The 26,483-nt window shown below is 62.9% G+C and carries 29 protein-coding genes; 16 read left to right on the forward strand and 13 right to left on the reverse strand.

Translation table 11 applies throughout. The features are described 5' to 3' along the window. Window positions 1-57: 57 nt before the first annotated feature. The gene (gene ilvC / locus JQ641_RS32365) at window positions 58-1,077 is read left to right on the forward strand and encodes a ketol-acid reductoisomerase (RefSeq protein ID WP_192737974.1); all 1,020 of its coding nucleotides are present in this window, start codon (window positions 58-60) and stop codon (window positions 1,075-1,077) included. Window positions 1,078-1,178: 101 nt separating this feature from the next. Here the strand turns inward: ilvC and JQ641_RS32370 are convergent, their stop codons facing one another. Next, window positions 1,179-2,303, reverse strand: a complete 1,125-nt coding sequence (locus JQ641_RS32370; RefSeq protein ID WP_212000199.1) for a DUF2336 domain-containing protein — start codon at window positions 2,301-2,303, stop codon at window positions 1,179-1,181. Between the two features lie 572 nt (window positions 2,304-2,875). On the opposite strand from JQ641_RS32370, the gene JQ641_RS32375 reads away from it, so the two are divergent. Both JQ641_RS32375 and JQ641_RS32380 read left to right on the forward strand, forming a co-directional pair. Continuing rightward, window positions 2,876-3,727, forward strand: coding sequence for an SDR family oxidoreductase (locus JQ641_RS32375; RefSeq protein ID WP_212000200.1), 852 nt, complete (start codon window positions 2,876-2,878; stop codon window positions 3,725-3,727). A 7-nt stretch (window positions 3,728-3,734) separates the two neighbouring features. Beyond that, window positions 3,735-3,974: a hypothetical protein gene (locus JQ641_RS32380; RefSeq protein ID WP_212000201.1), complete on the forward strand. Its 240-nt coding sequence runs from the start codon at window positions 3,735-3,737 to the stop codon at window positions 3,972-3,974. Window positions 3,975-4,007: 33 nt separating this feature from the next. On the opposite strand, the gene JQ641_RS32385 is transcribed toward JQ641_RS32380, so the two are convergent. Beyond that, window positions 4,008-4,631: a hypothetical protein gene (locus JQ641_RS32385; RefSeq protein WP_212000202.1), complete on the reverse strand. Its 624-nt coding sequence runs from the start codon at window positions 4,629-4,631 to the stop codon at window positions 4,008-4,010. 111 nt (window positions 4,632-4,742) lie between these two features. Between JQ641_RS32385 and JQ641_RS32390 the strand changes: the two genes are divergently transcribed. The 3 genes from JQ641_RS32390 (at window position 4,743) to JQ641_RS32400 (ending at window position 6,022) form a co-directional block, all read left to right on the forward strand. After that, entirely contained in the window at window positions 4,743-5,441 is a 699-nt protein-coding gene (locus JQ641_RS32390) for a TetR/AcrR family transcriptional regulator (RefSeq protein ID WP_212000203.1), read from the forward strand. 144 nt (window positions 5,442-5,585) lie between these two features. After that, the gene (locus JQ641_RS32395) at window positions 5,586-5,768 is read left to right on the forward strand and encodes a hypothetical protein (protein WP_212000204.1); all 183 of its coding nucleotides are present in this window, start codon (window positions 5,586-5,588) and stop codon (window positions 5,766-5,768) included. An 11-nt stretch (window positions 5,769-5,779) separates the two neighbouring features. After that, entirely contained in the window at window positions 5,780-6,022 is a 243-nt protein-coding gene (locus JQ641_RS32400; RefSeq protein WP_212000205.1) for a hypothetical protein, read from the forward strand. Window positions 6,023-6,072: 50 nt separating this feature from the next. Here JQ641_RS32400 and JQ641_RS32405 read toward each other — a convergent pair whose 3' ends face one another. Continuing rightward, window positions 6,073-6,840 carry a Crp/Fnr family transcriptional regulator gene (locus JQ641_RS32405; protein ID WP_249150950.1) on the reverse strand — a complete coding sequence of 256 codons (768 nt, stop codon included), beginning with the start codon at window positions 6,838-6,840 and terminating at the stop codon, window positions 6,073-6,075. A gap of 189 nt (window positions 6,841-7,029) precedes the next feature. On the opposite strand from JQ641_RS32405, the gene JQ641_RS32410 reads away from it, so the two are divergent. Continuing rightward, window positions 7,030-7,254, forward strand: a complete 225-nt coding sequence (locus JQ641_RS32410; protein WP_212000206.1) for a response regulator — start codon at window positions 7,030-7,032, stop codon at window positions 7,252-7,254. Window positions 7,255-7,267: 13 nt separating this feature from the next. Continuing rightward, window positions 7,268-7,369, forward strand: coding sequence for a Cir/Yir/Bir family protein (locus tag JQ641_RS38205; protein WP_249150952.1), 102 nt, complete (start codon window positions 7,268-7,270; stop codon window positions 7,367-7,369). Between the two features lie 26 nt (window positions 7,370-7,395). Here the strand turns inward: JQ641_RS38205 and JQ641_RS32415 are convergent, their stop codons facing one another. Both JQ641_RS32415 and JQ641_RS32420 read right to left on the reverse strand, forming a co-directional pair. Then, on the reverse strand, window positions 7,396-7,590 hold the full coding sequence (locus JQ641_RS32415) for a hypothetical protein (RefSeq protein WP_212000208.1): 195 nt from the start codon (window positions 7,588-7,590) through the stop codon (window positions 7,396-7,398). 4 nt (window positions 7,591-7,594) lie between these two features. Beyond that, the gene (locus JQ641_RS32420; protein ID WP_212000209.1) at window positions 7,595-8,074 is read right to left on the reverse strand and encodes a hypothetical protein; all 480 of its coding nucleotides are present in this window, start codon (window positions 8,072-8,074) and stop codon (window positions 7,595-7,597) included. A gap of 124 nt (window positions 8,075-8,198) precedes the next feature. On the opposite strand from JQ641_RS32420, the gene JQ641_RS32425 reads away from it, so the two are divergent. Together JQ641_RS32425 and JQ641_RS32430 are read left to right on the forward strand one after the other, a co-directional pair. Continuing rightward, the gene (locus JQ641_RS32425; RefSeq protein WP_212000211.1) at window positions 8,199-9,911 is read left to right on the forward strand and encodes a sulfatase-like hydrolase/transferase; all 1,713 of its coding nucleotides are present in this window, start codon (window positions 8,199-8,201) and stop codon (window positions 9,909-9,911) included. Between the two features lie 99 nt (window positions 9,912-10,010). Beyond that, window positions 10,011-11,681 carry a sulfatase-like hydrolase/transferase gene (locus JQ641_RS32430; protein ID WP_349628657.1) on the forward strand — a complete coding sequence of 557 codons (1,671 nt, stop codon included), beginning with the start codon at window positions 10,011-10,013 and terminating at the stop codon, window positions 11,679-11,681. 127 nt (window positions 11,682-11,808) lie between these two features. Here the strand turns inward: JQ641_RS32430 and JQ641_RS32435 are convergent, their stop codons facing one another. The 6 genes from JQ641_RS32435 to JQ641_RS32460 form a co-directional block, all read right to left on the reverse strand. Then, window positions 11,809-12,744, reverse strand: coding sequence for a DUF1932 domain-containing protein (locus JQ641_RS32435; RefSeq protein WP_212000220.1), 936 nt, complete (start codon window positions 12,742-12,744; stop codon window positions 11,809-11,811). A gap of 17 nt (window positions 12,745-12,761) precedes the next feature. Beyond that, window positions 12,762-13,601 (reverse strand): dienelactone hydrolase family protein, encoded by an 840-nt coding sequence (locus JQ641_RS32440; protein ID WP_212000221.1) that lies wholly within the window; start codon window positions 13,599-13,601, stop codon window positions 12,762-12,764. Window positions 13,602-13,691: 90 nt separating this feature from the next. Next, complete coding sequence (locus JQ641_RS32445; RefSeq protein WP_212000222.1) at window positions 13,692-15,251, reverse strand: ABC transporter permease/substrate-binding protein; 1,560 nt, start codon at window positions 15,249-15,251, stop codon at window positions 13,692-13,694. Then, on the reverse strand, window positions 15,248-16,048 hold the full coding sequence (locus JQ641_RS32450; protein ID WP_212000223.1) for an ATP-binding cassette domain-containing protein: 801 nt from the start codon (window positions 16,046-16,048) through the stop codon (window positions 15,248-15,250). The genes JQ641_RS32445 and JQ641_RS32450 overlap by 4 nt, the downstream gene beginning before the upstream one ends. Window positions 16,049-16,191: 143 nt before the next feature. Beyond that, window positions 16,192-17,331, reverse strand: coding sequence for an SGNH/GDSL hydrolase family protein (locus JQ641_RS32455; protein WP_212000224.1), 1,140 nt, complete (start codon window positions 17,329-17,331; stop codon window positions 16,192-16,194). A gap of 256 nt (window positions 17,332-17,587) precedes the next feature. Next, complete coding sequence (locus JQ641_RS32460; RefSeq protein WP_212000226.1) at window positions 17,588-17,992, reverse strand: winged helix-turn-helix transcriptional regulator; 405 nt, start codon at window positions 17,990-17,992, stop codon at window positions 17,588-17,590. Between the two features lie 137 nt (window positions 17,993-18,129). Between JQ641_RS32460 and JQ641_RS32465 the strand changes: the two genes are divergently transcribed. The 4 genes from JQ641_RS32465 to JQ641_RS32480 all read left to right on the forward strand — a co-directional run bounded on the left by JQ641_RS32465 (window position 18,130) and on the right by JQ641_RS32480 (window position 22,883). Continuing rightward, entirely contained in the window at window positions 18,130-19,812 is a 1,683-nt protein-coding gene (locus tag JQ641_RS32465) for an amidohydrolase (RefSeq protein WP_212000293.1), read from the forward strand. An 88-nt stretch (window positions 19,813-19,900) separates the two neighbouring features. Continuing rightward, entirely contained in the window at window positions 19,901-20,719 is an 819-nt protein-coding gene (locus JQ641_RS32470; protein ID WP_212000294.1) for an ABC transporter ATP-binding protein, read from the forward strand. Then, window positions 20,719-21,504, forward strand: a complete 786-nt coding sequence (locus JQ641_RS32475) for an ABC transporter permease (RefSeq protein WP_192737957.1) — start codon at window positions 20,719-20,721, stop codon at window positions 21,502-21,504. The genes JQ641_RS32470 and JQ641_RS32475 overlap by 1 nt, the downstream gene beginning before the upstream one ends. Window positions 21,505-21,638: 134 nt before the next feature. Further along, window positions 21,639-22,883, forward strand: coding sequence for an MFS transporter (locus JQ641_RS32480; protein WP_212000228.1), 1,245 nt, complete (start codon window positions 21,639-21,641; stop codon window positions 22,881-22,883). A 128-nt stretch (window positions 22,884-23,011) separates the two neighbouring features. Here the strand turns inward: JQ641_RS32480 and JQ641_RS32485 are convergent, their stop codons facing one another. Continuing rightward, window positions 23,012-23,461 carry a cupin domain-containing protein gene (locus JQ641_RS32485; protein ID WP_192737955.1) on the reverse strand — a complete coding sequence of 150 codons (450 nt, stop codon included), beginning with the start codon at window positions 23,459-23,461 and terminating at the stop codon, window positions 23,012-23,014. Window positions 23,462-23,668: 207 nt separating this feature from the next. Between JQ641_RS32485 and JQ641_RS32490 the strand changes: the two genes are divergently transcribed. Both JQ641_RS32490 and JQ641_RS32495 read left to right on the forward strand, forming a co-directional pair. Then, on the forward strand, window positions 23,669-24,697 hold the full coding sequence (locus tag JQ641_RS32490; protein ID WP_212000230.1) for an ABC transporter substrate-binding protein: 1,029 nt from the start codon (window positions 23,669-23,671) through the stop codon (window positions 24,695-24,697). Between the two features lie 43 nt (window positions 24,698-24,740). Next, window positions 24,741-25,451, forward strand: coding sequence for an NUDIX hydrolase (locus JQ641_RS32495; protein ID WP_212000233.1), 711 nt, complete (start codon window positions 24,741-24,743; stop codon window positions 25,449-25,451). Window positions 25,452-25,476: 25 nt separating this feature from the next. On the opposite strand, the gene JQ641_RS32500 is transcribed toward JQ641_RS32495, so the two are convergent. Further along, window positions 25,477-26,304: a FadR/GntR family transcriptional regulator gene (locus JQ641_RS32500; protein WP_212000235.1), complete on the reverse strand. Its 828-nt coding sequence runs from the start codon at window positions 26,302-26,304 to the stop codon at window positions 25,477-25,479. Window positions 26,305-26,483: the final 179 nt, after the last annotated feature.

The raw sequence follows: 26,483 nt of genomic DNA on the forward strand, positions 1-26,483 counted from the left end.
TCTTAACCCAAATGCCTGATTAACCGGCCCATTCTGGCCACCGATGAGGAAACGACTATGCGAGTTTATTACGATCGTGATGCCGACCTGAACCTGATCAAGGGCAAGAAAGTCGTCATCGTCGGCTACGGCAGCCAGGGCCACGCTCATGCGCTGAACCTGAAGGATTCCGGCGTCAAGGAAGTGGCCATTGCGTTGCGCAAGGGCTCGGCTTCGGCCAAGAAGGCGGAGGCCGCTGGCTTCAAGGTGATGGAAGTCGCCGAAGCCGCCAAATGGGCCGACCTCGTCATGATGCTCACCCCCGACGAACTGCAGGGCGACATCTACCGCGAGCATCTGCACGACAACATGAAGAAGGGTGCGGCGCTGGTGTTCGCGCACGGCCTCAACGTGCATTTCAACCTGCTCGACCCGCGCGCCGATCTCGACGTGCTGATGATCGCGCCGAAGGGCCCCGGCCACACCGTGCGTTCGGAGTATCAGCGCGGCGGCGGCGTGCCCTGCCTGATCGCGATTTCAAAGGACGTTTCCGGCAATGCCCACGACCTCGGCCTCAGCTACGCGTCGGCGATCGGCGGCGGCCGGGCCGGCATCATCGAGACCACGTTCAAGGAAGAGTGCGAGACCGATTTGTTCGGCGAGCAGGTGGTGCTCTGCGGCGGCCTGGTCGAACTGATCAAGGGCGGCTACGAGACGCTGGTGGAAGCCGGCTACGCGCCGGAGATGGCCTATTTCGAGTGCCTGCACGAAGTGAAGCTGATCGTCGACCTGATCTATGAAGGCGGCATCGCCAACATGAACTACTCGATCTCCAACACCGCAGAATACGGCGAATACGTCACCGGCCCGCGCATCGTCACCGCCGAGACCAAGGCCGAGATGAAGCGCGTGCTCGCCGACATCCAGGGCGGCAAGTTCGCCCGCGACTGGATGCTGGAGAACAAGGTCAACCAGACCTCGTTCAAGGCCACCCGCGCCAAGCTCGCCGAGCATCCGATCGAGGAAGTCGGCGCCAAGCTCCGCGACATGATGCCGTGGATCAAGAAGGGCGCGCTGGTCGACAAGACCAAGAACTGATCGTTCAAAGTCAAACGAATTAGGGCCGCGCGTTGCGCGGCCCTTTTTCATTCGCAGGATCGGTAGGGTAGGCAAAGCGCAAGCGTGCCCACCATTTTCGATCACGGACGCGCGCCATCCGGTGCGGGCGGTACGTGCGGCTGCTTCTCGATCCTGTTGTGAAGCTGCCAGAAGCGCACGGTGCGCTGGGCGGTCTCCATCGACAGTTTCCTGTAATCGCGCTCGGCGACAGCCAGCGTCTGGTCGTCGATCTTCACGCGCGCCGGCCGGTTGCGCAGGATGCTTTCGACCGTCGGCCAGTTCAGGCGCGCCGAGCGGCACGGGATCAGAATGAGGTCGGCGCGCGGCCCTTCGATCAGCCGCGCCATCATTTCGGCCGGCACGTCGTTGAGGACCGCGAGCGAGACCATGACCTCGTCGAACTTTTTGCTCTCGGCGAAACCATAGACCGCCGCGTCGTCCAGCTCTTTCAATTCCATCATCAGCCTGACCAGTTCTTCGGCCACGCGGAAGTCGCGTCCGGACGGGGGTCCCTCGCGCACGATGTCTTCGATCACCCGCCGGATCTCTTCCTGGAGTGCGGGGGGCGCAAGGGCCAGAAGCCTCGCGCGAACGGCGTCCTTGGCGCGGCGCAGCAGGTCGCGCAGGAACTTGACGGGAAGATCGAGGCGCAGGCCGAGGATCTCGACCAGTTCGTCGTCAGCTTCGGAATGGGCCACCATGCCGGAATAGCCGGCTTCGGAGAACCGCGCGGTCGCGTTCTTCGCAAGCCTGCGAATGACCTTGGTTTGGCCGCGATCGACGATCACGTCGGTGACGGCCTCCGGCAAATTGTCGCGCGCCGAAATCGCGAGCAGATGGTCCTGCCCCTTGCTGCTGGCGATCTCGACCAGCGCTTCGGTGCTGATGCGGCTGGAATGGGTGAGCACCTCGCCGGCGACCGCGATTTCGTCGTCCCATGCGAGGTATTGGATGACTTCGAACGGCGCATAGTCGAGCGGCGCCAGCCGCTTGCTGAGCTCGGTTCTCGCCCGCGTCTCGACGCGTGCGATCAAGAGGCAGAGCACGTCGTCAAACACCTTGACCTGGTCTTCGCTGAGGCGTTCGCCGTCATTGAGGAAGAGATCGGTGACCTGACGCAGGGTTTCGACGCGCCGGGCTGGGGATCCACCCCTTACGGCATCTTCGAGTTCGGCGATGATCGAGTGAGCCGGCTGTTGCGCCATTGTGGCGGCCTGTTTGTTGTTTCAACTTCAGCACGCACAATGGCGAACGTGGTCTTTCGCGAGCGTTAAGGCGAAAGCCCGTAGAAATGCGGAACGGCAGCACCGAAAACAGGCAATTGCGAAATTCGCAACCATTGTCGCGAATTCGCCGCAGAACATTGTCCGCTTTGCATTCCCGATTGCTTTACCACGCACGCGACGCTGCATGCCGTTATATTGCGCCGTGACCAGCGCCTAACCGCCGGCATTCGCATGATTTGCGCCGTTTCCGGTATTTTGACCGGCAGCTATCCTCCCCAAACCTTTGCGGAAAAAACTCGCAGGCGAAGCGCTCCGACAACAGGCCATCGAGCGTGGTCCGCTGCCGAGGAGGTGGTCCATGACGCGCGGCGCTAAGGATTCTTTCACGATGAATTCTGTTAAGGCTGCCGGACTTGCGTTCCTAACCCATCCTGCAAGAACGGGGCGGGCGCGTGCACCCGTCGTGACGGGAATTTTGGCCGCCGCCGCCGCGCATTGCACTTCTCTCGATCCGGATTACATCAACCCCGCCTCACGGAGGGGAGACAATCATGAGATCCGTCGTCATCACCGGTGCATCCACCGGCATCGGCTGGGCTGCCGCGAAACTGCTGCTCGATCGTGGCTTTCGCGTGTTCGGCAGCGTGCGCAAGCAGGCCGACGCGGACCGCCTCAGGGTTGAGTTCGGTGCCAATTTCACGCCGTTGCGGTTCGACGTCACCGACGAGGCCGCGGTGCTGGCCGCCGCGCGCGAGGTGCGCAGCCAGTTGAACGGCGAAACGCTCGCCGGCCTCGTCAACAATGCCGGCATCGCGGTGGCGGGCCCGGTGCTTGAACTCGCGGCCGACGAATTCCGCCGCCAGATGGAGGTCAATGTGATCGGGCCAGTTGTCGCCACCCAGGCGTTCGGCCCGCTGCTCGGCGCCGATCCGGCCCTGAAGGGACCAAAGGGGCGCGTCGTCATGATCTCCTCGGTATCGGGCAAGAATGGCGTCCCGATGACGTCGGCCTATGCCGCCTCCAAGCACGCGATCGAGGGGCTGTCGGAGAGCCTGCGCCGCGAATTGATGCTGTTCGGGATCGACGTCGTCATCATCGCGCCCGGTGCGGTAAAAACGCCGATCTGGAGCAAGGCCGAGGAAGTCGACATATCCGGTTACAAGAACTCGCCGTTCTTTCCGGCGCTGCAAAAGGTCCGCGCCTACATGCTGCAGCTCGGTTCGATCGGATTGCCCGCGGAGAAAATCGCCGCGAAGATCTTCGAGGCGCTGACGCTGCCAAACCCCAAGGTTCGCTATTCGATCGTGCCCGATCCGCTTCAGGTGGCGGTATCGGCGCTGCTGCCCAAGCGCACCGTCGACAAGATCATCGCCAGGCGCCTCGGCCTGACGCCACAGGTGTGACGACGCATTGACAGAAACAATTGGCAAGACCCACGCGGAGCTGACCGAACTCGTCAACGAGGCGCTTGGCGATCAACCGGGATGCGAAACTGCGCGCATCACCGGCCTTCAACCGGTGCCGGGCGTCCGCGGCGGCCGCAACTGGGAAATCCCGAGCGTCGCGCTCGGCGACAGCCTGATCAGCGACGTCGATCGCGCCGTGATCACGATTCATCGCCGATTGGGCCGCACGTTTCATCTGATCTGATATCACCGTACGAGCGCGCAGGCGTTTTGGCCGTCATCCCGCCTGCACCGTGCGCGGCGTTCGCGCCGCGGCCATGCTGATCATCCGCAAGGCGAACACCGCCAGCAGCGGGATCAGGAACAGCGCGTATAGCGGCATGTCGGGAATTCGCTTGCCGAACGAGACCGTGAACTGAAACAGCAGATAATAGCCGCCGATCAGATGCAGCCTGCGCCAGGCGCTCGCGCCGAGGGCCTTGGCTGACCGGTCGAATGACGTTGCCGTCATTGCGATGATGACGGCATAACCGATGCCACCGAAAATGTAGGAGGCGAGCGAGGTCGCGGCCGCATAGCCGGCCGGATCCATCATTGCGAAGGCGGCGATCGCAATCGCATGAATGCCGTGCGAGGCCGCGAAGGTCACGCCGAGGGTGCGGCGGTTGCGGCGCTGCCATCGCGTCCAGGCGTTGGGCCAGAGCCGCGCCAGGGCGGCGGCGCTGAAGGCGAGACAAAAGAACAGCAGAGATGTCCGTGCCGTGAAGCGGATCACCATGCGCACGCCATCGACCTCGAATTGCCGCATGCCGGCGATCCAGATGCTAAGCGCGAGCAGGGTCAGCACCAGCACGGCAAACAGCCGCCAGCCTTCGAACCAGTTTTGACGGCTTCCCGACATCGCGCGCTCCCCTGCATGTAAATGTAATCACCAGTTACATATGCGCGCTACGCATCGTCAATCCGTGTAATCGATGCTTACATTCACAAGGGGGTGATGTTAGGAGGGACGATGCGTTCCTCGGCCAAGCCTCCGTCCGCCACACTGCCGGCCAAGCCGCGCCGCCGCGCGGCGCGCGCGCCGGCGCCAAAGCCCTATCACCATGGCGATCTCCGCCGGGTCCTGATCGACGCCGCGCTGCAACTGGTCGGCGAGGGCGGTTCTGACGCGGTCAGTGTCCGCGAGGCCGCCCGCCGCGCCGGGGTGTCGCCGGGGGCGCCGTTCCGGCATTTTCCCAGCCGCGACGCCCTGATGAACGCGGTTGCCGAAGAGGCGCAGCGCAGGTTCCGGGCCGAGATCGAAGCGTTGCTGGCCGAGGCACCGGCCAACAATCCTCTGGGCCGGTTCCGCTGCCTGGGGCTCGCTTATCTGCGCTGGGCGATGAAGAACCCGACCCATTTCGAGATCATTTCCAGCCGCCGCTTCTTTGATCACGACAAGGCGGCCGGCGTCTCGCAGGACAATGCCGAATTGATCGACCTTACCGAGCGCACGCTGGCGGAGGCGTTTGCGCAGGGGCAACTGCGCCCGGCGGACCTGAAACAGGTGCAGATCGCCGGCCGGGCGCTGGTCTATGGCTTCGCCCGGATGAATATCGACGGTCATTTTCCGCGCTGGGGCGTCGCCGGCGCGGACGCCGAGCGAACCGCGGAAGGTATCCTCGATCTCTTCATCGAAGGGATCGCCAAAGTTCCCAGCAAATCCGCTTGATGCGTTTGAGGAGCATTCCGCTGCGCGTAACCCGCGAAGCCGGAACCGGCCATCTCGCCGCGCGTTGACAGACGCGGCAAGGCGTTCCGCCACCGTTCGCTGCTGCACAATTTAAAGACTGCATCCTGAACCGGGAGGACGCCCGTGGTCAGAGAAGGTCCTGCGCAACCCGCACCACCGCCAAAAGAACCCTATCCCGCCGACAAGGCGCGGGGCGCCGAGGTGATCCTCAATACGCCGCTCAGAAAGTGGATCTTCTTTGGCGGGCTTATCGGCGCGATCCTGCTGGTGCTCGTCCTGAGCCTTGTCCGCCTCGGAAGCGGCTAACGGAGACAGCCATGAAACGAAGCCTGTTCTGCGCGATCTTCGTGCTGACCCTGAACGGAGCCGGTCTGGCCCAGCCTGCGGGAAACGTCCCCGCATTCTACATCGTGCTGAACTCGCTGACGAAGACCTGCACGGTGGTCGACAAGACCCCTCGCACCGATACACCCAACATCACGGTGGCCAGCGACACGATCTACAAAACGCGGGCCGAGGCGGAAACCGCCGTCAGGACGCTGAAGCCATGCAACCAATAGAGCGGCAGCCGCACCGCATCAGCCTGCCGGTTACTTCTTGAGAGGTCCGATCAGCCTTTCATAATGCGTCTTGACCGAACCGTAGCATTCGCAGGCACTCGCCTGCAGCGCTTCTGCATCCACGATCTGGACTTGCCGCGGGCATATTTGATCAGCCCCGTCTCCTGCAATGTCCTGGCCACGGCGGTCACACTCGTTCGTCTGACACCCAGCATCTCTCCGAGATATTCCTGCGTGAATGGCAGGTAGTCACTATCGGACAAATCTCTCGCGCGCAGCAACCAGCGGCAGAACCGCGCTTCCACCTGGTGCGTGGCAAAACATGCCGCGGATTGCTGGGCCTGGGCGTAGACCGTTTGTTCGTGCCGCATCAGCAGGGCAAGCAGTTTCGGGCTTTGTATTACGACCGATTTCAGGGCTTCGATGTCGCATACGACGATTTCACCGCTGAGCTGAATGATGCCGCGGCTCACCGCTATCTTCCCGTCAAGCGCTGCGGAAGCACCCACGACACCGTCCTTGCCGATCATGGCCGCTTCGACCATTTCGCCGGTCGACAGCGTGATCACGAGCGACACCACGGCGCTGGTCGGAAAGTAGACGTGGCGGATTCGCTGGTCCGCCTCGAACAGCACCCGGTGCTGGTCGAATTGCGCGGCCTTCAAATGCGGACCGAGAAGTTTCATGTCGGACGGCGGGAAAAGGCTGAGCAATTGATTGTTCATGAAATGCGTTCCTGCTGACAGGCGGGAGCGCGAACTACTCTCAGCTATCGGTGCCTTCGCGGGATACCCGATAATTGCCGGACGGTACGTCAACTACCGGACATAGCAAGAAAATAATCCCACTATGTCGGGTATCGGACAGACGCCGGAACTCATTCGGCGAACGATCCGACAGGCTTACAACGGGCTCACGAACCTCCATTTTGCAGGATGCCGTTTGGCGCGCCGCGACGAGCAGGGCCCGATCAAACCAGCCGGCGAGATATGCATGAAGGAAGGATCATGTCCAAAATACCGGACGTCCCCCTTTCCTCGATCGAACGGCCGCGTTGCGGTCGGTGCCTCACCCGGATGATGCTGGGGCGTATCGCGCCGCTGCCTGACGGGTCGGAGGAGCGGACGTTCGAATGCCCGAAATGCAACGCGATCGAGACCAGGACGGTTGCCGACCCGCTGAAATCGGAAGCCGTCGTGCGGCTGACGACCAATGTCCGGCCGCCGGTTTGACGAAGACCTGAGCTTGACGGAGATCGCGATCCGGGTCGCAGGCGCCTCTGTGTGGACCGTCGCGATCGCCGTCTCGATATTCTTCGCGATCCTGTTCTTCCTCGGGGCGGGTTGACGCCTTCCATGGCGGTCTGGCTTGGCTCAGGTCTTCGGTGGCCGGCCCCGCTTCGCAAACAGCATGCCCTGCATGTCCACGGCATTTTGCAGAATGCCGGCGCGCTTCATTGCTTCGATGCGCTCCGGGCCGGGAGCCATCGTGCGGGCTGCTTCAAGCGCGGCCAGCGCTTCGGTTTCGAGGTCGAGCTTGGGGCGGGGGTTCTTGATCGGTCGGGCCATGGATCTAACGCCTCGGCTGGGTCTTGGTCGGATTATCGAAGACCGGGCCTGGCGCGGCTTCCTGCGGGGGCAACCGTCCCGGCCCGGGACCTGCCTCATCCACGGCCGTCGTATCCAGCGGGTCGATCGCCTCGATCCTGGTTTCCGTATGGGCGCATTTCGGGCATTGATATTTTCGATGCTCGAAACCTTCCGGCCCCGCCGACACGGCAACCGTCAGCATCCGCGTCTTGCAGTCAGGGCAGCGCGGACGGTGGATCGGCAGCAGCTCTGGATCAGCTCTGGTCCTCGGCATGCCAAAAAGTACCGCCGTCCGAAAACGGTTGTCTGTCGGATACCTGACCAAAAAAGTCACTAAAATCAGGTTCAGCCCGTGACGGTCCTTCTCCTTTGGTAGGGAGCGGAAGGGCTGGCCGGAAGTTAGCGGCGTGCACCCGCGCTCTGCCGGATTCACTAAAGCTTTGCGTTGCAACGGCAAATTCATTGCCTGTTCATGACGTTTACACTACGTTTTCATGACACGATCGAGGTTCCGGCTGCGTCGTGGGTCTCCTGGCCGTCGCCAGCCAAGGCAATTGCATTGCGCCGGGTAGTGTTGCGTCCCACCCATGGCGCCCGCGCCAAACCCAGGTTCGTCTGCTACTGCCGCGGTTACCGCCAGCATTGCCGCGATCGGCATATGGCGCCTGTTGGCCGTCGCCGCGCCGCACGTGGCCGCGCTGGCCATCATGTACCAGACCGAAACCGATTTCGGCGGGCGCGCGGGCTTCCTGTTGACATGGGGCATCCTGAACTTGCTGTTCATCGCGCTGCTGCGCCGGCCTGCGCTGTCGGGCGCACTGTCGCTGACGCTGGTGGTGGTGCTGGTGCTGCTGTCGCAGTTCAAGCACGGCGTCGTGCAGATGACCGCGAACTTCGTCGACCTGATGGTGATCGATCGCGACAGCGCGGCATTCCTGTTCACGATCTTTCCGAACCTGCGCTGGTCGGTGATCCTGACCGGCCTCGTCACCATCCCGCTGATGTATGCGCTGTGGTGGCTCGATCCGTTCCGGATCCGCCGGTTGCCGGCGCTGGCGGGGATGCTCGCCTGTCTTGCCGCGCTCACCGGATACTCCTTTGCCTGGCCGGACGATGCCTGGCGCGGCTACTATCCCGACGGCTATCTGTCCAAATTCGCCCGTTCCGGCGTTACCGCGGTCTCGGATTTCGTCAACTACGGCTTCATGGAGTCCGACGCTGTCGTCGCCGGTCGCCTCAAGCTGCCGCTGGTGGATTCATGCGCCCCGGCGGGGCGGCGGCCGCACATCATCATGGTCCATGACGAGTCGAGCTTCGACATTCGCCAGGCGCAGGGCGTCAAGGTGCCGGCGGGCTACGGCAGCCATTTCGACTCCTTCGACGGCAAGGCGCGCAAGTTTGTGGCCGAAAGCAGCGGCGGGGCGAGCTGGTTCACCGAATACAATGTGCTGGCCGGGCTTTCGTCGCGCTCGTTCGGCCGGTTTTCCTACTTCGTGACTCGTATCGCAGCGGGCCGCGTCGAGCGCGGCTTGCCGCTCGCGCTGCGCCGCTGCGGTTACAGCACGACCTCGCTCTATCCCGCCCACGGCGCGTTCATGAGCGCCCGCGGCTTTCACACCACCACCGGCATCCAGAAATTCTACGATGCACGCGATCTCGGCGCCAAGGGCATCGAGCCCGACAGCTTCTTCTATGACAAGGCGCTGAACCTGCTGTCGCAGAACGCAGCATTGAACCCGCAGTTCATTTTCGTCTATCTCGCCGCCAATCATTTCCCGTGGGAAACGCCGTTTCGTGCGGACCTGACGCCATCCTGGTCGAAGCCCGGCAACGCGCCCGTGGTCGATGAATATGTCCGCCGGCAGACCATGAGCGCCAACGACTATTCGGCGTTCGTCGCCGGCTTGAAGAAGAAATTCCCGGCGCAGCCGTTCCTGATCGTGCGCTATGGCGACCATCAGCCGGAATTCTCGTCGCATGTTCTTGATCCCGGGATTGACGAGATCGCCGCCGGCAAGAAATTCGAGAGTTACGATCCACGCTATTTCACGACCTATTATGCAATCGACGCCATCAACTTCGAACCGGTCAAGAGCCCTGCGGTGATGGAAACCGTCGACGCGGCCTATCTGCCGCTGGTGGTCCAGGAGGCCGCCGGCATCCCGCTCGATCCCTCCTTTTCGGAGCAGAAGAGCATCATGCTGCGTTGCAAGGGCGTGTTCTATGCTTGCAAGGGCGGCGCGGAAGCCCGACGCTTCAACCGGCTCCTGATCGACGCCGGTTACGTGAAAAACCTCTAGCACCGAGGGAGGGACAGCATTCCAGCCACGGCCAAACCTGCAGCAAGCCGGACCGGCGATACGGCATCGCGCGGGGTTTGGTTCTATGCCGGCGTCGGCGTGGTCGCCGCGTTGCACCTTGCGGCCCTGGCTGTCCTGCTCAGCACGGAATACGGATTCGTTGGGATCACGCTCGCGCTGCTGGCGTGGATTTTTGTGAATTGCCTGTTGCTGCTGGTGCTGCGGCGGCCCGGCGTCGCCGCGGCGCTGGCGCTGGTTTTGGTGGTGCTGCTGATCGTGCTGTCGCGCTTCAAGTTCGACATTCTGCAGCTATCTCTCACCTTCCTCGATTTCCTGATCATCGATCGCGATACGTTTTCGTTCCTGCTCTCGGTGTTTCCGCAACTCCGGACGCAGCTGATCGTGGCGGCGGTGATTGCCGTTCCGCTGCTGTGGGCGATCTGGCGCGCCGATCCGCTTCGCGCAGCGCGCGGCCCGGTGCTGGCGGTTCTTGCCGCCACGACCGTATCGATGTCGGCGCTGTCGGTCGCGGCCCCCGAGCAGCCTTGGGAGCCGTTCCAGGGCATCAATCATATTTCCAACCTCGCGCGCTCGGGTGTGGTCGCGGTATCGCGGCTGGCCTCGACGGGATGGATCGAGGCCGATCCGCCGGCGAGCGGCTCGCTTAGCCTGGCCCCGGGAGCGCACGCCACGGCCCGGCCGGCGCTGCCGCCGGAAGAGAAATGCGATACGACTGCCAAGCGCCCGCACATCATCATGCTGCTCGACGAGTCGAGTTTCGACATCACCGCAGCCCCCGGCGTCAAGGTTCCGCCAGGCTATTCCGACTTCTTCAAGTCCATTGACGGCAAGCAACGGACCATGATCGCGGAGGCGACCGGCGGCCCGACCTGGTACACCGAGTTCAATGTCCTGACCGGCATGTCGGTGCGCTCGTTCGGCGATCTGAAGTTCTACGTCACGAGGATCACCGCGAACCGCATCGAGCGTGGCCTGCCGCAAGCGCTGCAGCGCTGCGGTTACAAGACCGTCTCGCTCTATCCGACCTATGGTGACTTCCTCAGCGCCCGGGCGTTCCAGAAGGGTGTCGGCGTCAACAGGTTCATCGACATGGCCGACATGGGCGTCGATGAGGACATGCAGCCCGACAAGTTCTACTTCGATCAGGCCTTGAAGGCGTTTGCTGACGAGCAAGCGTCACAGTCGCCGGTCTTCATGTTCGTGTATCTCACGGCCAATCATTTTCCCTGGACCAGCGTCTATCGGCCCGATCTGACGCCGGACTGGAAGCCGCCGGGAAATACGCCGGAGATCGACGAGTATATTCGGCGCCAGAGCATGACGGCAAAGGACTACCGCGATTTCACCGCACGGCTGGCGCGCGACTATCCGGACCAGTCGTTCCTGGTGCTGCGCTTCGGCGATCATCAACCGGCCATCTCGCAGAAACTGCTCGAGCCCGGCATCGACCGGAAACTGCTGGGGCAACGTCTGATGAGCGCGGATCCGCGTTACTTCTCGACCTACTATGCGCTGGATGGAATCAACTTCCAGCCGCCCGATTTGTCGTCGGCCCTCGTAACCCTCGATGCCGCCTACATTCCGCTCGTCATCCAGGATGCCGCCGGCGTTCCGCTCGATCCGTCGTTCAAGGAGCAGAAGAGCATCATGCTGCGATGCAAGGGCGCGTTCTATGCCTGCAAGGACGGTGCGGAAGCCAGGCGCTTCAACCGCCTCCTGATCGACGCCGGCCTAGTGCGGGGGCTGTAGACTGAACGCTCCGTGTCCCGGATGCGGTGCAGCGACGTAGGGTGGGCAAAGCGCTAGCGTGCCCACCATTTAATTCGGAGAGCAAGGGGTGGGCACGGCGCAAGTGCGCCTTTGCCCACCCTACGTTTCAGTCCTTCTTCTTCACGGCGGCAAGAATCCGGTCGGCTTCAACGCGCCAGTCGGCGCTGCGGGCAAACGCTGCCGTGCCTTTCGCACCGAACAGGCCTTCGTCGGCGAGATCGGCGATAAAGGCCTGACGTTCAGCGGTGCCTTCCGCCGACCATGGCGTGAGGCCGGCCTCGCGCACGGTTTCAGCCACTTCGCGAACCTCCTCGCTGCGGCGGCGGCCATGCTCGATCACACGCTGGAAGAAGTAGGCGCCTTGTTTTTCCCAGTCGATGCCGGGAAAGGTCTCTCTGAGCGACGCCAGCACCGCGTCCTCGACGCCATAGGCGCGGGCGGTCGTAAAACTCTCGATCACCATCGCTTCCAGGCCCTTGATCATCACGCTGCGGCACATCTTGACCGCCGAAGCGACGCCTAATTCGTTGCTTGCGACCTTGGCGTCGAAGCCGAGTTGCACCAGCAGCGGCGCGAGCGCCTCGGCGCCGCTGCCGCCAAGCAACAAGGGCACCTTGATCCGGTACGGCGGGATCGACGTCATCACGGCGCCTTCGACATAGTGGCCGCCCTTGCCGTCGATCAGGCCGGCGGCGCGCTGTTTGGCGCCCGGCGATGCCGAATTGAAATCGAGGAACCAGGCGTCCTGCCTCACGGCCGGCGCGCAAGCCTGCGCGACCGGGACGGCCTGGCTTGCGGTAACGGCCGAAACGATGAAATCGGCACTCGCGGCGAGATCGGCATGGGACGCCGCAAGCGCGACGCCATGCGCGAAAGCATGATCGCGCAAGGCGGAGCCTGTCTGATCGCTGCGCAGCTTGATGTCGTAGGCCGCGACTTTCACGTCCTGTTTGCGCAGGTCCTCGGCGAGAATGCGACCCACTTCGCCATAGCCGACGAGGCCTACGTTCCACTGTCTTGGGTCGGTCGATACAACGGTCATTTGCGACATTCTCCTGACTAAGGCTTCAGCACGCTTGCAAAGAACACAACCGCGCGCGCGATCGCGTCGCGGGTCGCGGACGCATTGGCGGCGTCGCTCTGGCGCGAGGGACTGGGATCGTCGAAACCATGCGCCGCATCGGGATAGAGCTGGAACTGGATGTCGCCGCCGATCGCGCGGCTTTTGGCGACGAAGTCGGCACAGCGCCGCGACGAGACTTCCTCGTCGGCCGATCCATGCAACACGCGCACCGGCGCGTAAGGTTTGATGCCGTCGGCGAACTGGCCTTTCAGGCCGCAGCCCGGGTAGAACGCCAGTCCGGCCCGGAAGCCGGTCGCGGGCGTCGGCGCTGTGATGCCGGGCGCGCTCACCGCCATCGTCGCCAGGGTGGCGCTGCCGCCGTTGGACCAGCCCTGCAACGCGACCCGGTCTGATATCACGTCGTTGCGTGTCCGCAAGTAAGCCAGTGCGCCATAGGCGTCGAGCGGGCGAATGGTGATTTCATTCAATTCATCCGGCCGGGAATCGTAGCTGAAACGGGGAAAACCAGTTGGATAGCCGCGAGGACCAAAACCATCGACCAGGATGGCGAGATAACCTTGCCGGGCCCAGATGTGTCCCCATTGCTGATTGCGTCTGGAAAGCGTCGAGGCGTCGTACTTGCCGTTGGCAGCCGAGGAATAGACGCCGGCGCGGCCATGCATCATCACCACCGCCGGCGTGCGCGCCGCATGCGGCCCTTCCGGTCTGAAGACATAACCAACCAGCGTCGTCCACCCGTCGGCACTCGCAAAGGTGACGCGCGCGGGTAGGGATGCTGCGGTGGCATCGGTCGTTCCGGATATTAGTACCGACATCGCAGCGATACCAACGGCAGGCAGTACGAGAGAGCGCGAAAAATTCACGGCGCGGTTCCATGTGAGCCGGGACACCTTAGCGCAGGTCACCTACTTCGTCCCGATCTTCTCCCACAGCCATTTCGCCACCGCATCGGGCGATGAAGTCGCGTCGTTGCCCGAGGCGCGCAGATTGGCCTCGCGCATCACGGCGATATCGATCTTGCCGATCAGCGGCTGCAGCGCCGCCCGCAACGCCGCGTCGCCGGCGCGCTTGGGGGCGAGCAGCACCATCGCATCATAGGGCGGGATCGCGTGGCTGGGATCGGCGAGCACCACCAGATCGTATTTCGCGATCAGTCCGTCGCTGGTGTAGCCCGCGATCACGTCGACTTCGCCGGAAGCTGCCGCCGCATACATGAAGTCCGGCTGCATCTGCCGCTGCGCGCGGAACGACAACCCATAGGCCTTTTTCAGCGCTGCCCATTCCGGCCTTGAAAAGAACTCGTAGTCCGCGGCCATCGACATTCCGGCCGCGTGCGGCGCCAGGTCGGCGATGCTGCGGATGCCGAGTTGTTCGGCCCGTTTGCGCGGCATCACCAGCGCATAGGCGTTCTCAAAACCGAGTTCGCCGAGCAGCGTGATTTTCTGTTTGGCGAGCATGGTCTTCAATTCGTCGAGCACCTCCTGGCGCGGCCTGATATCGCTGCGCTGGAACTGATTGGCCCACAGCGTGCCGGAATAGTCGACGTAAAGATCGATATCGTTGGCGGCCAGCGCCCCGAAGATCACGTTCGAGCCGAGGCCTTCGCGCGAACCGGCGGAGAGGCCGGCGGCGCGCAGCCGCTGCGCCATCAGCGCCGACAGCACATACTGCTCGGTAAAGGTCTTGGCGCCGATGACATAGTTGGTTTGCGAGCGCGTCATGGCGGGCACCAGCGTGGCCGCGACCAGCACCGCGATGCCGGCGCCGCCAAGCATGGCGCGCACGCGGCTGCGGTTGCGCAAGCCGTTCTCGATCAGCGCCAGCAATTGATCGACGGTTAGCGCCAACACCGCGGCCGACAGGCAGCCGAACAGCACGAAAACCCAGTTCTGGGTCTGCAACCCAGCAAAGATGTAATTGCCGAGACTGGTCTGGCCGATCGGCGTCGACAGCGTCGCGGTGCCGATCACCCAGACCGCCGCGGTGCGAATGCCCGCCATCATCACCGGCAATGCCAGCGGCAGCTCCACCGTGAACAGCGACTGCCGCGGCGTCATGCCGACGCCCTGTGCGGCTTCGAGGATTGCGGCATCGACGCCCTGCAGGCCGGTGATGGTGTTGCGCAGTACCGGCAGCATCGAATAGAGCGCCAACGCCAGCACGGCGGGGAGGAAACCGAAGGCGGAAAATCCAAATCCGAACCACGACAGCGACACCGCCGCGAGCGCCAGCAGCAGCGGATAGAACAATGCGAGCAACGCCAGTCCCGGCACGGTCTGCACGATGCTGGCAAGCCCGAGCAGCGCGCCGCGCATCACCGGACGATTGCGTGCCGCAATCGCGAGGGGCAGGCTGACCGCGAGGCCCAAAGCCAGCGCGGTCACGCTGACGCGGACATGGTTGCCGAGATAATCGGGCAGATGCCCGAGCGCCTCGCTCCAGCGCGGATCGGCGAACAGGTTCATGCCGCGCCATCCCGCGGCAGCAACGCGCCGAGCCGTTCCGCCTGCCGCCGCGGCGTGCGCAGCAACTCGCCGACATAAGCGTCGCCGCTATCAGAGAGTTCGGCGGGCGTGCCTTGGGCCAGAAGCCGTCCGCCGCGCATGATAGCGATGCGGTCGGCGAGCAGAATGGCTTCGGTCATGTCATGGGTGATCATGACCGTGGTCAGCCCGAGCCTGCGGTGCAATTCGCGATAATCGTCGCCGAGCGCGTCGCGGGTGAGGGGGTCGAGCGCGCCGAACGGCTCGTCCATCAGCACGATGCGCGGCTTCGCGGCAAGGGCCCGCGCCACGCCGACGCGCTGGCGCTGGCCGCCGGACAATTCATGCGGCAGCCGGTCGCGATGCTGCGCGCGGTCGAGCCGCACCAGATCGACCAATTCATCGACCCGCGCCGCGATTTCGGCCGCAGGCCAGCCGAGCAGCTTTGGCGTGATGCCGATGTTGTCGGCGACGGAAAGATGCGGAAACAGCCCGCCGCTCTGGAACACGTAGCCGATCCGCCGGCGCAGACCGATCGGGTCGACATTACGGACGTCCTCGCCTTCCACCGTGATGTGGCCCTCGTCGGCGTCGATCAGCCGGTTGGCCAGCCGCAAGAGCGTTGTCTTGCCTGACCCGGAGCCGCCGACAATGGCCAGGAACTCACCTTCGGCGACATCGAGCGAGACGTCGTCGACCGCCACCACGCGGTTCGCGCCCCGGCCGCCGTCGAAGGTCTTGCCGACACGCGCGTAGGAGATGAGAGGCGAGGCGGGCATTCGGCGTGGATTCTCCGAAAGTGAAATTGCGATAGCCGAACAATCGGCCAATCGTAAGCCGAGTGCCAACCCTTTTTATGCCGCCGGCACGCGGCGACGCTATTCGATGGCCTCGTCGGCCGGCAGGCCATTGGGCTGAGCGGTCAATCCTTCGGGATCATCGCCGAGGCCATGAACGCTGCGACGGCAGCGGAATATTCCGCCAGTCCCTCATGACTGAAATGCATATCGTTGCCTCCCCAATAGAAGCGCTCGGGGTGTGATCCGGACCGCTTCTTCAGCGCGTCGGTGGCATTGAAGAAAAGAAAGCCGTTGGCGACGCAAGTCTTTTGCACCGAAGAGCTGACGAGATTATTCCACAGGCGGCCCTTGGCGTCGGGCTTGAGGTGCTGGAGGTGCGGATGAGAGATGAACAGCACCCGGCTGCCATCCCGAGTGTAATCCTTCAGCACCTCGGCCAGCTCCTGCAGATTGCTCCTGAAACTTGCGAGCGGCTCTGCATATTTCCGTTCGAGATCGCTGCCCTGGTCCTGCGAATATGAAAAGAGGGTGAAGTCCGATCGGTTCTTCTCAACCACCGCTGGCATGTGCACAAAGGAATGCCAAACCCTTGCCGCAAAGCGCATCAGGTACAAGGGATGCTTGCGGGCTTCCATCAGGCCGAGACTGCATTCGCGTCCAATGGGTGAAGCCTTGACGCCGACATTTTGTCCGCGTTCGTTGCGGACAATCAGTCCGCGGTACCGGGCGAAATCGTCGTACAGATCGGTTTCGTCCACGTCGACCACGATATAGTCGGGACGCAGCACCGGCAGTAGCTTCTTGGCCTGCGGCACGAAGATGGCCGGGGAATACGAGGTATATCCGGCATTGTAGGTCTTCAGGCAGGTGCCGCGCTCGGTCTTGAAGTATTTTGCAACGTGATACGGCAGCGTGTTCTTGTCGTCGTAGCCTTCCATAAAGGAATCGCCGAGGAACAGGACCGAAACCGGGTTTTCGCACCCGGCCTGCTGTGCCGTATCGTCGGTGATCCTGATGCCGTTCGCGTCAAACGATCGCTTGTAGCTGAAGCCGGTCGAATCGCCGTAGATGCACAGGTTCTGGTCTTGCGGTGTCGGCTGATGGTTCACCACGTCGGATTGCCAGTTCAAATTGACGCTCGCCATCTCGAGATCGTACAGCGGACCGAAATACTGCTGCAGCCGAAACCCAATCTCAAAGATTACGGCCCACGTGATGACCAGCAGTACCGCCGATCCGACGAGGTGAAACCCCCGCTTCATTGAGCGTCTCCGGCATGAATTCCGAACAAACCAATAAATACCTAAATTCGTCGCGCGACGATGGGTCTGTCGCTAGGCAAAATCTGTCCGCGACGACGGAAAGATGCGGAAACTGCTCTCCGCTCTGGAATACATAGCCGATCTGCCGCCGCAACCCAATCGGGTCGATATTGCACGCCCGAGCCGGAGCCGCCCACGATAGTCAGCCGAAAGCAAGTAATCTTGAACGTGTGGCAATTCGGAGAGATCGACAGGCTCAGCCCGGCAACGCCCCCAGCCGGCGATCTTCGCGCTGCGGCCTTCGCCGAATCTCCGGCGGCTTCCAGTTGGCGCCGCTCTGGCCAAGTAGCTTGCTTCCCCATTCCGCCAAGGGCATCAACAGCGCTACGAGTTCGCGTCCTTTTGCCGTCAGGCCGTAGCGGATCTGCCTGGGCGAGACGATCCCGGAACGGCGAACTGCGCCATTCCCGATCAGTTCCTTCAGTACGGAAGACAAAACCTGCTGGCTGACGTCTCCGACGGAGCATCTGACTTCACTGAATGTGAGGTCGTCGAGAGACAGCAGATAGAGCACCCGAACCTTCCATTTACCGGAAACGATCGCAAGCACGGCCTCGACCGGGCAGTCATCCAGTGCGGGGCGCTTGCGGTTGTAGGTCATGGCGATTCCTGGTCAGAAATTTATGTGTCTTGGCTTGGCTGTGATCGGCGTGGAAGCATGCTTGCGGGAAAGTAGGCACTCGATGAATTTCCCGGCATGATCCCAAATCCGAAACCAGGCATTCATTTATGACTGAAATGCGTTCCGCTCAAACCCCCGGTTCTCCCACTGCAAATCCAGCCGACCTGATTTTCGAGAACGGGAAGGTCTACACGGTCGATGCACGACTGCCGTGGGCGGAAGCAGTCGCTGTCAGGCATGGAAAAATCGTGTTCGTCGGCTCTGCCAAGGGTGCAAGAGATTGGCAGGGGCCGCAAACCAGGATTGTCGATCTGAAGGGCCGCATGATGATGCCCGGCCTCGGCGACGTCCACAATCACCATACGCGGGGCGGGCAGCTCGACTTGTTCGAACTCTCCTTCCAGGCAAGCATCTCCTTTGACGAAATCCTGGCGCGGGTGAAGGCGCGCGCATCCCAAACGCCTGCCGGCGAATGGATTTGCGGCGGCATCTGGAGCAGCGAACTGATCGCGCGGCTTGGGACCGTGGAGGCCAAGGCCGCGCTGGACGCGGTCAGCCTGGGCCATCCCGTCATGCTGCGCGACGATAGCCTTCACAACAGGTGGGTGAACAGCAAGGCGCTGGAACTGATGGACGTCACCGCTGCAACGCCGGACCCGGAGCTCGGGCATATCGTTCGCGATCGATCGAGCGGCGCGCCGGTTGGGCTGCTTCTGGAAAAGGCTTCGGCGCTCGCCGAGCAGGCCGCCGTCAAGTCTGTGAACGATCCACTGCAGCGCGATATTGCCTCGACGCAGCGCGCTGTCGAGATTCTGAATTCGTACGGTGTCACCGCTTACCAGGATGCCAACACCACCTTGCCCATGCTGCAGGCGCTGACCGGTCTGGACAGGCGCGGCGAACTCAACGCCTGGTGCGTCGGCTCGCTGCCGGTGTTCAATACCCTTACTGGCACCGAGCTGTTTGGTGAGGCACTCATTGCAAGGCGTGAGGAGTTCCGGACAACCCATGTCCGGCCCGACTTCATCAAGCTGTTCATGGACGGCGTGCCGATGACGCGAACCGCGGCCATGCTCGAGGCCTACAAGCCGGACGAAACCGGGCATGCCGTTGTCTCCCAGTCGTTTCTGCGGCTTCCGGACGTCGTGCACTGGATTGTCAGGGCCGAGACGATGGGCCTTGGCGTCAAGGTCCACTGCGCGGGCGATGCCGCGGTGCGCGATATCCTCGATGCCGTGGAGATCGTGCGCCGGCTGCGCGGGCCCGACGGCCCCATGCACCACATCGCGCATGCGAGCTTTATCGATCCGGCCGACATTTCTCGCTTTAGGGAACTCAATGTCGTCGCGGATTTGTGCCCGGCGATCTGGTTTCCTTGCGCCATCACGGTCGCGAACCAGGCCGTGATCGGCGAGCGCGCCGAGCGCTATTGGCCGAACCGCGACCTGCATGCGGCTGGTGCATTGATGGCCGGCGGCTCGGATTGGCCGGTCATCGGCCTGCCCGATCCCTGGTTCGGTCTCGAGGGAATGGTGACGCGACGCAACCCCAGGGGAGGCTATCCGGGGGCGCTATGGGCCGAACAGGCCATCGATCTGCCGACCGCCATCGAGATTTACACGCGCAATCCCACCAAGGCGATGGGCCTTGGCCACCTCACCGGGACGATCGAGGTCGGCAAGTCGGCCGACCTGATCGTGCTGGAAAAGAACCTGTTTGAGGTCGGGCATGATCGCCTTTCGCATACGAAAGTTCTCTCGACCTGGTTCGAGGGCAGGCTCGTGCATGGCGAAGCATAGCGGTGGCCACGTCATGACGCCGCGTTGAACTTGTCTTCGGTACCCGCTAAGGCATCCATCCGGATATTCTGGGGGAAGCATGGCGGATATCGTAGAGCCCGTGGCGGTCGCACTCGACAATGCGACGGTAGCCTTTCGCGTGGCCGGGGACCGCGTCTATACGGCCGTGGAACGCGCCAGCCTTTCGGTGGCGCATGGCGAGTTCGTCGCCATCGTGGGCCCCACCGGATGCGGGAAATCGACGCTGCTCAACGTCGCCGCCGGCCTGTTGAAGCCGGCCGCAGGCGCGGTACGGATTTTCGACCAGCCGCTCAACGGACTCAACCGGGACGCCGGCTACCTGTTTCAGGCTGACGCGCTGTTTCCCTGGAAGACCGCGATCGACAATGTCGCCATCGGCCTCGAGATCAAGGGCGCGCCGCGGGCGATGGCGCTGGAGCGCGCGCAGGGCTGGTTGACGTCGGTCGGGCTCGGCGCGTTCGGCACCCGTTATCCGCATATGCTGTCCGGCGGGCAGCGCAAGCGCGTCGGGCTCGCGCAGGTGCTGATCCGCGATCCCAAGATCCTGCTGATGGATGAGCCGTTCGGGCCGCTCGATGCCCAAACCCGCCAGATCATGGGCAATCTCTTGCTGGAACTATGGACCGCCGACCGCAAGGCGGTGCTGTTCGTGACCCACGATCTCGAAGAGGCGATCGCGCTGGCCGACCGCGTGGTGATCATGTCGGCGGGACCCGGCGCACGCATCATCGGCGACTGGAAGGTGGCCCTGCCGCGCCCGCGCGATATCTCCGAAGTGCGGATGGAGAAACAGTTCCACGAGCTGCACCGGGAAATCTGGAGCGTGCTGAAGGATGAAGTGATGAAGGGTTACGCGCAGTCTTCGCAAGCGGCAGAGGCCTCCTGATGTCCCGCCTGACGCTGCTGTTCTGGCAATTGATGGTCGCCGTGGTCGCGCTCTCGCTGTGGCAGTTCTTTGCCACCGTGCCGGTGTTCGGCCGCATGTTGCTGCCGCCGTTCTTCTTCTCTACCCCGGTCGATGTCGCCAGCCAGATCTACAAATGGTTCGCGACCGGCGTGATCTGGAAGCATCTGATGATCACGCTGTGGGAGTCGGTCCTGGCTTTCGTGATCGGTTCGGTCGGCGGCGTGCTGGTCGGCTTCTGGTTCGCGCGCCAGCCCCGCGTCGCCGCGGTGTTCGATCCCTATGTCAAGATGATGAACGCGTTGCCGCGCGTGGTGCTGGCGCCGATCTTCGCGCTGTGGCTCGGGCTCGGCATCTGGTCCAAGGTCGCGCTCGGCGTGACGCTGGTGTTCTTCATCGTGTTCTTCAACGTCTATCAGGGCGTCAAGGAGGTCAGCACCACCGTGCTCGATAACGGCCGCATGCTCGGCATGAGCGAACGGCAGTTGACGCGGCATGTGTACTGGCCCTCGGCGCTGTCGTGGATGTTTTCCTCGCTGCATACCGCGGTCGGTTTCGCCGTGGTCGGCGCCGTTGTCGGCGAATATCTGGGATCGGCGGCCGGCCTCGGCTACCTGATCCAGCAGGCCGAGGGGGTGTTCGACGTCGGCGCTGTCTTCGCCGGCATGTTCGTGCTGTCGGCCTTCGTGATCCTGATCGATTTCGGCGTGACGCTGGTCGAGCGGCGGCTCCTGGTATGGCGGCCGGCGCCGGTGGCGCGGGATTGATCGACGCCGTCGGAGGCCGCGGCCTGTTACAGTTGCCTGCTTAATTGTTACTCGCCTTCGGCGAGCGAACTGACGCATGATCAAGCCGGGCCGCCCCATGCGCGGCTTCGATCGGCGCGACCGCCCGAAAGCAAATGATCCCCGCACAGGAATCAAGCCAATCCGATGAGACGTCGCTGGGCTACGCCGGCTGGCGCGTCGTGCTCGCCTGTTTCCTCATGGCGCTGTTTCTGTTTGGTTTCGGCCTTTACGGTCATGGCGTCTACCTGGCCGAGCTGCAGCGTCTGAACGGCTGGCCGGCCGCGCTCATTTCGGGCGCGAGCACGGTGTCGCTCCTGCTTGCCAACATTTTTGCGACGTTTACCAACGAACTCGTGACCCGGCTGGGTCCGCGGCGGCTCGTCTTGCTCGGAATTGCCACGCTGGCGACGTCGACGACGCTGCTCGCGTTCGCGGCCGCGCCGTGGCAGCTCTATGTCGCTTTCGCCCTGATGTCGCTTGGATGGATCGGGATGGGGACGATCGTGAGTGCGACCATCGTGAGCCTCTGGTTCGTCCGCCGCCGCGGTCTCGCCATCAGCCTCGCATTCACCGGCGCCAGCTTCAGCGGCGTCATCGTGACGCCCTCGCTGGTGTATCTGGTCGAACGGTTCGGCTTTGCGGCCGCGATGCTGACCGGAACAGCGGTCATGGTCGCCGTTCTCGTACCCGTCACGGTCGCCTGGATCGGCCCGCCATCGGCCGGAGGACCGGCTAATCCGCTGCATGCCGAAACGGCTTGCGCCCCGAGCGACATTTCGCGCGTGCAGCTCATCCGCCGTGTCGCGTTCTGGACCATCTCGATCCCGTTTGCACTGGCCCTCGTGGCCCAGATCGGTTTTATCGTGCACCAGATCGCCATGCTCGAGCCGAAGATCGGCCGCGCCAATGCGGGTCTGGCGGTTTCGGTAATGACATTCATGGCGATCGCCGGCCGCTTTGGCCTTGGCATGGTGGTCGACCGGTTCGATCCGCGGCGCGTCACCGCTATCTCGATCGTCAGTCAGGCGGCAGCACTCCTGAGCATCCTGCATTTCGATGCGATTCCGATCGTACTGGCCGCCTGCGCAGTATTCGGCTTTTCGGTCGGCAATCTCATCACGCTGCCGCCGCTCATCATGCACCGCGAGTTCAGTGCGGCGAGCTTTGTCGTGGTCATGGGGCTGTCGAATGCTATCAGCGGAACCGTGGGCTCATTGGGGCCCGCCTTTCTCGGTTTCGCTCAGAGCTGGAGCGGCGGGTACGAGACGCCGATTGCGCTCTGCATCGCGCTACAGCTGATCGCGGCGGTGATCGTGCTCCAGCGCGGGTCGAGCAGATCGGTCGAGGCGCCGGGGTAGGGTTCCAATTTTCACGACGTCATTCCGGGATGGTCCGAAGGACCAGGCCCGGAATCTCGAGATCCCCCGATGCGCAATTGCGCATCTGAGGTTCGATGCTCTGCATCGCCCCGGGATGACGCTTCGCGTCAGTTCAGGATCTTCGTGTCATCCGGCGCCTGCGGCGGGGTCTTGATCGCGATCGCCTTGATGGTGCGGCCGACAGGCTTGGTGCCGCCATGCGGGGTGCCTTTGGGGATGACGACGAGGTCGCCCGGCTTCACCGTTACTTCCTTGTCGCCAAGCCAGATCGTTCCGGTGCCTTCGAGGATGAACTGAATCTCGTTGGCGTTGGCATGCAGATGCTTCGGCGGGCTGCCATCCTGGATCGCGATGGTCACGCCATCCGCGGAGACCAGCATTTTGTTGCGCATGCCGCCGGCGTTGAGAGGAGACAGCTTGTCCCCTTCGAGATCGCCGGTCGAGATGACCTGTGCAGTGATGTTTTCGGCGGCAAGGGCAGGGCGCAGCAGATGCGTGACGCCGCAGCCGGCGGCAAAGGCGGTGGCGATCGACAGGGTGATGGCGATACGATTCATGATAATCCTCCCAGGGAAACTTTTGCGGCGGAATGCTACGCCGCGAGGCCGCACTTCGCCAGCGCGACGAAAAACCACGCATCCGCGATGGAATAAATCGCACCGAGCGGAACAGCGTTGCAATAATGGCCCTCGCATTGTCGGCAAAGTCGCCTTCTCAAGGCCTGTGCACTGCATTATCCTGTCGGCAACCCATCGGAGGAAACCATGAAGAAAATTGTTGGCCGGCTGGCCGGGGCGCTGCTGGCGCTGGTTCTGACGTCAGGCTTTGCCGCAGCGCAAAGCAAGGTCACCATCGCGATCGGCGGCGGCTCCTGCCTGTGCTATCTGCCGACCGTGCTAGCCAGGCAACTCGGCGAATACGAAAAAGCCGGCCTTGCCGTCGAGCTGGTCGATCTCAAGGGCGGCTCGGATGCACTGAAGGCCGTGCTGGGCGGCAGCGCCGACGTGGTTTCCGGCTATTTCGACCATTGCGTCAATCTGGCGGCCAAGAAGCAGGAACTGGTGTCGTTCGTGGTCTATGACCGCTATCCGGGGCTGGTGCTTGTTGTGTCGCCCTCGCACAACAAGGAAATCAACTCGATCAAGGATCTCGCCGGCAAGAAGGTCGGTGTCAGCGCGCCGGGCTCCTCGACCGACTTCTTCCTGAAATACCTGCTCAAGAAAAACGGCCTCGATCCGACCAGCGCCTCGGTGATCGGCGTCGGCCTTGGCGCCACCGCTGTCGCGGCGATGCAGCAGGGTCAGATCGACGCGGCCGTGATGCTGGATCCATCGGTCACGGTGCTGCAGGGCAGCTATCCCGACCTCAAGATCCTGAGCGACACCCGCACGCAAAAGGATACGCTCGCAGTATTCGGCGGCGAATATCCGGGCGGCTCGCTCTACACCACGGCGGCATGGATCAAATCCCACGAGAAGGAAGTGCAGGCTCTGACCACGGCGATCGTCAACACGCTGACCTGGATTCACACCCATTCGCCAGAAGAAATCATGGCGAAAATGCCGGAAGAGATCGTCGGCAAGAACAAGGAGCTGTATCTGGCGGCGCTGAAGAACACGATCCCGATGTATTCGTTGAACGGCAAGATGGACCCGAAGGGCGCGGATGCGGTGCTGGCGGTGTTCAGCGAGAGCTCACCCGAGGTGGCAAAAGCCAACATCGACGTCACCAAGACCTACACCAACAAATATGTCGATCAGGTCAAGAAGACGACGGGGTCGAGCGCCAAATAAGTCGTGAAATGGTGCGTGACGCAATGTCGGAAGTGATGCGGCGATGAATGGCACGGCGCCACCGGTCATTCATCGCGTTAACTCGCTCGATCTGCCGGTCGAATCCTGGTCATGGCCGTTCGCCGCCGCGCGGCGGGCGGAGATCGATGCGCATTTTGCAGAGGCGCAGCGCGACAATCCGCAATTGTGGAACGGGCGCGTGCTGCTCGGGCGCCATCCGGTGTTTGCCGGCGGTCACCTCACGGCCAGCTATTTCGAGACTGATTTCGCGAGCTTCTTGGCCTGGCGTGACTGGGGCTTTCCGGACCGGGGCGTGTTCAACGGTTTTGGGATGGGCGCGCTGCGCTGCGCCGACGGCGCGTTCGTGCTCGGCGAGATGGGCCAGCACACCTCCAACGCCGGACGAATCTATTTTCCGTCAGGCACGCCCGATCTCGACGACGTCAGGGATGGCGCGCTCGACATATCCGGCAGTGTGGCGCGCGAGCTCGAGGAGGAAACCGGTCTCGTGCCGGGGGAATACCGGAGCGATCCGGATTGGCACTGCGTCTACACCGGCCCGGCGCTGGCAATGATCCGGCTGTTGCACGTCGATATATCGGGCGAGGCATTGCGCAGCCGGATCGAGGCCAATCTCGCCTTGCAGCAATCGCCTGAATTGTCGGCCATTCATCTGGTGCGGGATATGCGCGATCTCAATGCGGCAATGCCGCGCTTCGTGACGGCGTTCATTGAGGCGCAGTTTACGGCGTAAGAGGACATGGGTCGAGCGTTTCATGCTACGACACATGGCGCTTTCGCTTTTTGCTGGCGCTCGCCTTCTTGACGATTGCTCTTTTCGTTGGCGTGCTTGCGACCGTGCCGGCCGATCGTCGCTCGGCGGCGGTTGCTGTCTTGCGGGTCGACAGTTTGAATTTGGTGTAGCCAAGCACCCGCTCCATCGCGATCCGCGCCTTCTCGGCGTCGCCGCTCTCGATCGCGCGTGCGGCGGCGGCATGGTTGGGCAGATTGTCCCGGAACCAGCCGGCGCTGCCCACCGCGACGATGAAAACCGTGCTCAGGATGGTGTCGATGGCGCCACGGAAGCCTTGCAGCACCGGGTTGTGCGTGGCGTCGAGGATCGCGAGATGAAACGCCTTGTCCGCGGCGATGGTGCTGGCCTGGTCCTGCGCGGTTTCCATCGCGGCCAAAGCCGCATTGATGCGCCAGCGGTCGTTCTTGGTGGCGCGCTCGGCGGCGAGCGCTGCGGCCGCCGGCTCGATGATCGAGCGGACTTCCTGGATTGCCAGCAGGAGATCGCGGCCCGGCTCGTCCTTGCCGACCAGCCAGCTCAAAACGTCGCGGTCGAGCAGGCTCCATTCACTGCGCGGCAGCACGTGGGTGCCATGCCGGGGGCGGACGCTGACCAGTCCTTTTGCGGCGAGCGTCTTGATGGCCTCCCGCACCACGCCGCGTCCGACGCCGAAGCGGGTTTCGAGATCCGGCTCCGGTGGCAGGGCCGCACCGACCGGAATGCGGTCCTGCGCAATTTCGCGGCCGAGTGTCGTCAACACGTTGCGAATACGCCCCGGCTTGACACGCTTGTCGGCGATCCCCCGCTTGGCCACCTCCTTCTCCTTTTGATTTAGAGGATTTGCGATTTGCTAGCATGGGTGATGTATGCTAGCAATCATCCGATGTTTAACATCCGATGATTGAGCCGTTGCGCGCATCGGTTGTGCTGCGACTGATATTTTTCGGATGCCGAGGTGCCGCGACAGTGTAACCTCGGTTATTGCCTTGACAT

It is taken from the genome of Bradyrhizobium sp. JYMT SZCCT0180, from assembly GCF_018130165.1.
Lineage (GTDB): Bacteria > Pseudomonadota > Alphaproteobacteria > Rhizobiales > Xanthobacteraceae > Bradyrhizobium.